The 8,594-nt window shown below is 66.3% G+C and carries 9 protein-coding genes and 1 pseudogene; 3 read left to right on the top strand and 7 right to left on the bottom strand.

Features of this window, described 5'->3' with window-relative positions:
- Positions 1 to 920 (top strand): annotated as a pseudogene (locus JOF43_RS22385) (IS3 family transposase); the annotation flags it as partial.
- A gap of 134 nt (positions 921 to 1,054) precedes the next feature.
- On the opposite strand, the gene JOF43_RS22380 reads toward JOF43_RS22385, so the two are convergent.
- The 4 genes from JOF43_RS22380 to JOF43_RS22365 all read right to left on the bottom strand — a co-directional run bounded on the left by JOF43_RS22380 (position 1,055) and on the right by JOF43_RS22365 (position 4,271).
- Entirely contained in the window at positions 1,055 to 2,197 is a 1,143-nt protein-coding gene (locus JOF43_RS22380; RefSeq protein ID WP_209897649.1) for an AAA family ATPase, read from the bottom strand.
- A gap of 85 nt (positions 2,198 to 2,282) precedes the next feature.
- A complete protein-coding gene (locus JOF43_RS22375) occupies positions 2,283 to 2,453 on the bottom strand; it encodes a hypothetical protein (RefSeq protein WP_209897647.1) in 171 nt (56 codons plus the stop codon).
- An 87-nt stretch (positions 2,454 to 2,540) separates the two neighbouring features.
- Complete coding sequence (locus tag JOF43_RS22370) at positions 2,541 to 3,326, bottom strand: SDR family NAD(P)-dependent oxidoreductase (protein WP_209897645.1); 786 nt, start codon at positions 3,324 to 3,326, stop codon at positions 2,541 to 2,543.
- Between the two features lie 93 nt (positions 3,327 to 3,419).
- The gene (locus JOF43_RS22365) at positions 3,420 to 4,271 is read right to left on the bottom strand and encodes a helix-turn-helix transcriptional regulator (protein WP_209897643.1); all 852 of its coding nucleotides are present in this window, start codon (positions 4,269 to 4,271) and stop codon (positions 3,420 to 3,422) included.
- A gap of 100 nt (positions 4,272 to 4,371) precedes the next feature.
- On the opposite strand from JOF43_RS22365, the gene JOF43_RS22360 reads away from it, so the two are divergent.
- Entirely contained in the window at positions 4,372 to 5,139 is a 768-nt protein-coding gene (locus tag JOF43_RS22360; RefSeq protein WP_209897641.1) for an SDR family oxidoreductase, read from the top strand.
- A gap of 109 nt (positions 5,140 to 5,248) precedes the next feature.
- Here the strand turns inward: JOF43_RS22360 and JOF43_RS22355 are convergent, their stop codons facing one another.
- Together JOF43_RS22355 and JOF43_RS22350 are read right to left on the bottom strand one after the other, a co-directional pair.
- Positions 5,249 to 6,193 (bottom strand): SDR family oxidoreductase, encoded by a 945-nt coding sequence (locus tag JOF43_RS22355; RefSeq protein WP_209897638.1) that lies wholly within the window; start codon positions 6,191 to 6,193, stop codon positions 5,249 to 5,251.
- Between the two features lie 44 nt (positions 6,194 to 6,237).
- Entirely contained in the window at positions 6,238 to 6,993 is a 756-nt protein-coding gene (locus JOF43_RS22350; RefSeq protein WP_209897636.1) for an SDR family NAD(P)-dependent oxidoreductase, read from the bottom strand.
- Positions 6,994 to 7,082: 89 nt separating this feature from the next.
- Between JOF43_RS22350 and JOF43_RS23235 the strand changes: the two genes are divergently transcribed.
- Complete coding sequence (locus tag JOF43_RS23235; protein WP_342592048.1) at positions 7,083 to 7,409, top strand: type IIL restriction-modification enzyme MmeI; 327 nt, start codon at positions 7,083 to 7,085, stop codon at positions 7,407 to 7,409.
- Here JOF43_RS23235 and JOF43_RS22345 read toward each other — a convergent pair.
- Positions 7,406 to 8,571 (bottom strand): IS3 family transposase gene (locus JOF43_RS22345; protein ID WP_245353964.1). Its coding sequence is split into 2 segments (ribosomal slippage): positions 7,406 to 8,284 and positions 8,287 to 8,571, totalling 1,164 coding nucleotides; the frame shifts between segments, so codons are not numbered across the junction. The two genes, JOF43_RS23235 and JOF43_RS22345, sit on opposite strands and share 4 nt — an antisense overlap.
- Positions 8,572 to 8,594 lie beyond the last annotated feature (23 nt).

Raw genomic sequence — 8,594 nt, 5'->3', positions numbered from 1 at the left:
CGACGAAATGATCGCCTTCATCGATAGGCATCGCGATCACTTCGGGGTCGAGGCCATCTGCCGCGTCCTGGGCGCGACGGAACGTGGGTTCCTCACCTCTCGCGGATACCGTGCCGCGAAGCAGCGCCCGGCATCGGCCAGAGCGGTCCGTGACGAGGTGCTCGTCGAAGAGATCCGTCGGATTCATGCCGAGAACTACGGCGTCTACGGGTATCGGAAGATGCATCACGCGATGCGCCGTGCCGGATGGGAAGTCGGCCGCGACCAGACCGCTCGGCTGATGAAAGCTGCTGGTCTGTGCGGGATACGCCGTGGTCGAAAGGTGTTCACGACGAGCCCTGCTGGTGGCCTGGACCGTCGTCCTGATCTGGTCGAGCGGAACTTCACGGCTGCCGGACCGAATCAGCTCTGGGTCGCTGACATCACCTACGTCCGGATCCCGTCCGGGTTCTGCTACACCGCGTTCATCACGGACGTTTTCACGCGAAGGATCGTCGGCTGGGCAGTGGCCACCAGCCTCCGCACTGAGGCACTGCCACTGCAGGCTCTCGAGCAGGCCTCCAGACCTCCCCGCAGAAGCGTCTCGGACTGGGCTGATCCATCACAGCGATAGGGGCAGCAACTACGTCTCGCTGGCCTACTCCGATGCGCTGATCACCGCCGGAGTCCAGGCCTCGGTCGGATCCGTCGGAGACAGCTACGACAACGCCCTGGCTGAGACCGTCAACGGCCTCTACAAAGCCGAGCTCATCCACCGACGCCGCACCTGGCCCTCAGCGACCGCCGTCGAGATCGCCACTCTGGACTGGGTCACCTGGTGGAACACGAAGCGCCTGCACGAAGCACTCGACTATCGCACCCCGGCCGAAGTCGAAGCGTCCTACACTCACCCCACGACGACCGCGCCCGCGACCGTCTAACCACGGAACGGAACCCAGGGCGCTTCAGTGTGAGTCATGGACATGTTGCGGTTCCTGTTCTGGAGCGGGTGGGCTGACTGCGGAAGTTCTGTCCTACCGCGACCGGGAAGACATTCTCCGATGGCAGGGAGGGATCACGTGTCCTCGTCGACGAGGCCCTCGAGTGCATTGTGAGCGGCATGCTCGCGCAGATGGTCCGCGGTGTAGGGGATGGTGAAGCGGACTTGTCCGTGGCCGGCCGACTCGATGATGCCGTCGCGGATGAGGCGTCGGCGGTACTCGCCGGCGTACTGGGCGCTCACGCCCATCCGCTCGGCGATCTTCCCTGTGCGGGAAGGGCCGTCGTCTTGGGCCATGGCGAGCAGGTAGGTGCGGTCGACGCTCGATAGCGGACGCAGGGCGGGGGTGTGGACGTGCCGGCCGAGGCGGCGTCGTGCAGCGGCGATTCCAGTGTCGACGTCCTCGGTAGTAATCGGGCCAGCGGTCGTGTGGGCCTTGAGGGTGTGGTAGCCCACGAGCTGGATCATGAAGGGATACCCGTCGACGGCATCGGCCGCCAGGTCGAGCCCGTGGACGTCGATCTCGTGCCCGCTGTCGGCGATCGTCCCCGCAAGTGCGGCTCGGACCTCTGCGCGGCTCACGCGGCCGATGGGGTGGTGTTCGGCGCGGCGCAGGAACGTCGCCCCTGGGTGGTCGAGCAGCTCTTCGATGGGAGTGGAGAGTCCCGCCGCTGCGAAGGCGAGCAGACGTTCCTCTCGGCGGCCGTACTGGATGATCTCGCCGAGCTTGCGGAGATCTTCGATGTCAGCGGCCTGGACCTCGTCGATGGTGATGACGAGGCCTTTCCCGTCGGCCTGGAGAGCGTCGGTGAGCTCGGTGATCTGCGATCGGAGCGTCGACTCTGCGGGGTAGCGCTCGGTCCACGAGGCGCTGCCCCCGAGGGGGCCGATCGTTCCGCTCGCGGACCCGAGCTGTGCCGGCGGCTTGCTGGAGTGCTCCTGGAGCAGGCGCGGCAGATGGTCATGAGTAAGGCGCTCCAGGAGTCCGCTGCTCGAGCTCTCGGTGATGACCAGCCATCCGGCGCCCTCGGCCGCTCGTCGGTAGGCGTCGAGCAGCACGGTCTTGCCCATCCCGCGCTGTCCGGACAGGAGGACCGTTAGGCCAGCAGGGTCTAGGATCCCGTCGAAGGTGTCCTCGAACTCGTCGATCAGCTGGTCGCGGCCGACAAGGAGGTGTGGGTAGGTGCCGAACGACGGCTTGAATAGGTTGCGTGGCATACAAAAAGTATAAAGGGCAGCGCCCACATCAAAAAGGATCAAAAGATCCTCGGACTACGTTCAGGCTGACGGGGCGGGTGACGAGCTATCCGGCGATCGCGGTAGAGGCCTCCTCGAGCTCCGCGGGCAGTGGCGCCTTCTGCTCAGCCCTGAGCTTGCTGGGGGAGAACCATTCCTCGAGCGTGCCCTCGGTCAGGAAGGCCAGTATCCGATTGTGAACCTCACCGCCAGCATCTCGCGCCTCACCAGCCCTCATCGGCCGCACAGATCCAGACATCCGAGAGGACGGCCGCCGTGGGCGAGGCTCTCGGCTGCATACCGCTCGCGCATCTCGCGATCGGATTCAGGCCCCGGCGCCGCCGTCGACGGGCACGATCGCGCCAGTGACATACGAGGCGCGGTCGCTGAGTAACCAGGCGGCGACCTCGGCGATCTCACGCGGCTCGCCGAGCCGGCCCAGGGGCACGGAAGCGGCAGTAGCCGCGAGGGTTCCGGGCGCCGCCTCCTCCCATATGTCCATCATCTCGGTGGCCGTGGCGCCCGGGGTGATGGCGTTGACCCGGATGCCGCCGGCCGCCCAGCTCACGGCTGCCGTCTCGGTCAGGCTGTTCAGGGCGCGCTTCATGGCGCCGTAGGCGGGCAGTGCCGGGCTCGCTCGGCGGCTACCGATGCTCGACGTGTTGACGATGGCGCCGCCGCCGTTGCTGCGCATGAGAGCGGCTTCGGCGTTCATGGCGATCCAGTGCGCGCGGAAGTTCACGGTGAACTGCTCGTCGATGTCGTGGTCGGTCGTGGTGTCGGCCGGACCGAACTGCTGCTGAGGGGCTGCACCGTTGTTGAACGCTCCGTCGAGGCGTCCGTGCAGCTTCTCGACACTGCCGACGACGGCGCGGATGCTCGACGGGTCGGCGAGATCGAGGGCGAGGGCGTCCGCAGTGCCGCCGGTTTCGCGGATCTCATCGGCGATGCGGTCGAGGGCTTCCGTGCCACGAGCGGCGAGGACGACCGAGGCGCCCTCAGCGGCGAAGAGGCGTACTGCGGCCGCGCCGATGCCGCGGCTCGCGCCGGTGATGAGAATGACCTTGCCGGCGAGCAGGCCGACGGGAGTGGTGTTGATGTTGTTCGTCATGGTGACAACTCTGCGCTCGGGCGAGCGCCAGATACAGGCACAGGCTGTACCAGGCTCACACTGACCCGGTCAGCGTCTGATTCTGACGGCTCGTCACTGTCGCGAGGCGGAGAACCGCTGAACCCCCAGCACGCCGAGCAGCCTGATCTTCTCCTCGTCCTCGCTGTGCGGTTCGGCGGTGAGAACCAGGAGCGCCTGCGACCAGTCCTCGGTGAACAGCGCTTGGCAGTCGACCTCGATCGACCCCACCTCGGGGTGGATGATCACCTTGTGGTCGGCGAAGCGCTGGGCGACCTCGTGCTGCTCCCAGAGTTCGACGAACTCCGCACTGCTCCCGTGCAGCTCCGAGACCAGCTCGGCGGCCCGCGATGAGGTTCCCATCGCACCGTACGCTGCGCGCAGACCGGCGACGAGGGTCCGACTGTGTCGAGCGTGATCGCTCTGCGGATAGTGCTGCCGGCCCGTTTCCGGGTGGACGAACCATCGCCACGACTCATACCTCTCCCACCCTGTCGCGCCAGCGTTATTGCCGAGCAGCGCCGCAGCGAGTCTGTTCTGCAACAGGGTCTCCCCGAGGGCGGAGATGATCAACGCAGGTGTGTCGGAGAGCCGATCGAAGACGCGGTGCAGCGCCGGTGCGACGTGCCCGGTGGCCCCCAGGCGATCGGGGACGGCGTGCCCCGCCGTGCGGTAGAGATAGTCGCGCTCGTCGGCCGTGAGCCGTAATGCCCGGGCGAGCGATGAGAGAATCTGAGTGCTCGGCTGCGGTCCGCGTTGCTGTTCGAGGCGCGTGTAGTATTCGGTCGACATGAGGGCGAGCTGCGCGACCTCTTCACGTCTCAAACCCGGCGCTCGGCGTCGCGGTCCTGATGTGAGGCCGACATCGCCGGGTTGCAGTTCACCGCGACGACGGCGGAGGAACTCGGCCAGGGCTTCACGATCCATGCCTCCATGATGCACGCACTGCGAGACGGCATCCAGGGATCGACGATCCCTCGATAAGCGGTCCCTGGTAGGGCTCTCCTGCGCGGCGGAGACTCTGAACATGCGAATCAACGGAAACACCATCTTCATCCCGGGCGCGACGAGCGGCATCGGCCTCGCTCTCGCCGAACGACTGCACGATGCGGGTAACACGGTCATCGTCGGCGGACGTCGCCGCGAGCTGCTGGCCGAGATCGCCGCCCGGCATCCGGGGATCGACACGGTCGTGATCGACACGACGGATGCCGCATCCATCGCGTCCGCAGCATCAGAGGTCATCGAGCGTCACCCCGACCTGAACGTTCTTGTGGCGATGGCGGGCATCATGCGCATCGAGGACTGGACCCGTCCGTCCGGTTTCGTCTCGACGGCGGAAGAGACCGTCACGACGAACCTGCTCGGCCCGATCAGACTCATCGGAGCGTTCATCGAGCACCTGCAGACTCGCGAGGATGCGACGATCATGACGGTCTCGTCAGGGCTTGCGTTCGCACCCCTGCGGGTGACCCCGACGTACAACGCCACGAAGGCCGCGATCCACATGCTCAGCGAGTCGCTCAGACTGCAACTCGCCCACACCTCGGTGCGGATCGTGGAGCTGGAGCCGCCGTCGGTGGCGACCGACCTGATGCCAGGTCAGAGCGAGAGCTCGTTCGCGATGCCGCTCGACGCGTTCGCCGACGAGGTCATCTCGATCCTGCGCGACGAGCCCGACGTGACCGAGGTGCAGGTCGAGCGTGTGAAGTTCCTGCGATACGGCGAGGCGCGCGGCGACTACGCCGAGGTCGTCAAGACCCTGAACGCGAGCGACCCGCACGCGGCGGAGTGATATGTAGTTCGTCAAGCGGGCAGGATGATGCGCCGCCAGGCCGGGTGCCGGGCGGCGCATCATCCTGCTTTCCGGGGGGCGTCCGCGCCAACCCGAGCCCCGTCCCGCGTCAGGACGCCGGGAACTCAACCCCGGCCAGACGCTCCGAGACATCCCAGATGCGCTTGGCATCTTCGGCTCCGCGCAGACGCGAGTACAGTCTCTGCTCGGCCGGTGCCCCTCCGAGATGGCCCGGGCCGCTCGGCCCGTACAGCGCGCCCGGCTTCGCCGCCGGATCGGTCGCCGCCGTGAGGGCGGGCATGCCCGCCGTCTCGACAGTGCCGAACAGGATGCCGCGCTCGGATAGCTTGCGGATGAGCCTGCGGCGTGGCGTCTCGCGAGAACGGCCGAGTTCCGGGCGAGCTGCCAGCAGATTGGTCGGAGCCACTCCAGGATGCGACAGGTTGCTGCTGATGCCCCAGCCGTTGGCCCTGCTGCGTCGATCCAGCTCGAGCCCGAACAGTCCGAACGCGATCTTCGACTGGCTGTACGCACGAGCACCGTTGTACGACCGCTCCCAGTTCAGATCGTCCCAGTTGATGGAGTTCTGATTCGCCGCGACACTGATCTGCGAGGTCACCCGTGCACGCCCCTCCTTGAGGAGCGGCAGCAGGTGCGCCACGAGCGCGAAGTGCCCGAGGTGGTTCGAGCCGAACTGCAGCTCGAGTCCGTCGGCGGTCTCCTGCCGTTCGGGCGGGGTCATCACACCGGCGTTGTTGATGAGGATGTGAATCGGCGCACCCTCATCACGCAGGGTCTCGCCGAGGGCGGCGACGGAGGCCAGTGACGAGAGATCGAGGTCGCGCAGCGACACGTCGGCCCCTGGAACGGCCTGCACGATCTTCGCCATCGCGGTGTCTCCCTTGCGGAGATTGCGGACCGGCATGATCACCTGGGCGCCGGCACGGGCCAGGCGGGTGGCGATGCCCAGGCCCATCCCGTCGCTCGCGCCGGTGACCACGGCGCGCGTACCCGACAGATCCGGGATGCTGATATCGACCTTCTTGCGTGCCATCTTCTCGCTCCTGACTCTCGACTCGACCAAGGTTCTCGCGGATGCTATTGGACGGCGCCGCCGCTGACGAGCAGCGCCTGTCCGCTGACCCAGGCGGCGAGGTCGCCGGCCAAGTACTCGGCGGCGTCGGCGACATCCTCCGGAGTGCCGGGTCGCCCGCCGAGCGGCCGCATCCCGGCGTTGACCTGATGGAACTCGTCGTCCTCGGTGACCTGTGTGAACACACCCGCCCCGGCGATCACCGTCGGGAGGATCGTGTTGACCGTGATGTTCCGCGGGCCCAGTTCGAGGGCGAGCACCCGTACGAGCTGGCGCGAGGCGGTCTTGCTCGACGAGTACAGACCGGTGCCGGGTACGGGGCTCACCGTCGAACTCGAGCCGATGTTGATGAGCCGGCCGCCGTCTGTCAGCAGTTTCGCCGCCTTCTGCAGCGTGAAGAACGCGCCCTTGGAGTTGATCGCGAACAGCCGGTCGAACTGCTCCTCCGTCGCGTCGAGAACCGGTTCATCGACGATCTCGACACCGGCATTGGCCACGACGATGTCGAGGCTTCCATACGTCTCGACCGCGGTTGCGAACAGCCTGTCGATCTCCGCCGGCGTCGCGATGTCCGCCTGCACGGCGATCGCGTCGCCCCCGGCCGCTTCGATCTCCTCGACGGTGCGGCGCGCGTTCTGCTCGTCGCTCGAGTAGTTGACGACGACGCTCGCGCCCAGGCGTGCGTACCTCTGGGCGATCGCCTTGCCGACGCCGCGGGCCGATCCTGTAACCACCGCGACCTTTCCAGCCAGATCCGACATCTTCTTCTCCTCTGCGAACTGTCTACGTGTGTGTATTGCTTACGTAGTTCAGGATCGCGCGGGCCCGCAGACCTAACCAGGGTCTGTCGATGCCTGGTATCGACGAGAAGCGAAACGAAGGGACGGCGCTGCCCGTTCCGGAGTGCGCCGCCTCGCAACGCGCCACAGGAGGCCGCATCAAGTCGGACTTGCGATTCTCTGCCACAGTCGTCTGGAGCAACCTGCCACTCCCGAACCCCACTGATCGTGTACGGCAGCAGATCATCGAAGCAGGCAAAGGCATTCTCGAGGCAAGGGCCCAGTACCCGGACCGCTCCCTCGCCGACCACTACAACCCACTCGCTATGTCCCCCGCCCTCATCAAGGCGCACGACGCACAGGGGACTGATGCGCGATCAGGTGTCAGCTGGGGTTAGGCCGCCAGACTGACGGTCGGGTTCATGATGGTCTCGTACTCGATGGGGGTCAATCGACCCAGTCGGGCCTGCCGGCGTCGGCGGTGGTAGGTGCGTTCGATCCAGGTGATGATCGCGGTCCGCAGCTCTTCTCTGGTCTGCCAGCGCTTGCGGTCCAGGACGTTCTTCTGGAGCAGGGCGAAGAAGGACTCCATGGCGGCGTTGTCACCGGCGGCACCGACCTGGCCCATCGAGCCGATGAGGTGGTGGCGGTTCAGAGCATGGACGAATTTCTTTGCTCTGAACTGCGAACCTCTGTCGGAATGCACGATGCAGCCAGCCGCATCTCGGCGCCGCGATACCGCGTTGCCCAGGGCGTTCACTGCGAGGCGAGCCTTCATTCGGGAGTCCATGGAGTAGCCCACGATCCGGCCGGAGAAGACGTCCTTGATAGCGCAGAGATAGAGCTTCCCCTCGTCGGTCCAGTGCTCGGTGATGTCGGTGAGCCAGAGTTCGTTGGCGTCGTCGGCGGTGAATTCGCGCTTCACGAGGTCATCGTGGACCGGTGGACCGGGCCGCTTTCCATTCTTGCCGCGCTTCTTCCCGAATACGGACCACCATTGGTTGTCCCGGCAGATCCTCCACGCCGTGCGCTCACACATCTCTACGCCTGCTGCTGCGGCTTCGCCGGCCAAGAAGCGGTAGCCGAACTCCGGATCGTCGCGATGGGCATCCAGCAGGGCATTGGCTCGATAGGCCTCGGTCAGCTCAGCTGCAGTGACCTGCTGGTGCAACCAGCGGTAGTAGGGCTGGCGGGAGAGCTTCAGGACCCGCAGGGACACCGCGACGGGAATGCCGTCTGCGGCGAGCTCGCTCACGAGCGGGTAGAACCTTTTCCCGGCAGGTTCGCTTGGGACAGGTAGGCGGCCGCGCGGCGCAGGACCTCGTTCTCCTGCTCGAGCAGCCGGTTCCGGCGACGCAGATCGCGCAGCTCGGTCGATTCCTCCCGAGTTTTCCCGGGCCGGGCACCGTCTTCGACGTCAGCCTGACGCATCCAGTTCGTCAGGCACGACTCGGAGATCCCGAAGTCCTTCGCGATCACGGCGAGCTTCTGACCAGGTTCACGGTTCCTCGCGACGCGGACGACGTCGTCCCGGAACTCCTGGGGGTAGGGAGCAGGCATGGTGCACATCCTTCCCTGCAACG

Source organism: Brachybacterium sacelli (assembly GCF_017876545.1).
GTDB lineage: Bacteria > Actinomycetota > Actinomycetes > Actinomycetales > Dermabacteraceae > Brachybacterium > Brachybacterium sacelli.
Note: the sequence above shows the minus strand (reverse complement) of the source record. Positions and strands in the feature narration are given on the sequence as shown.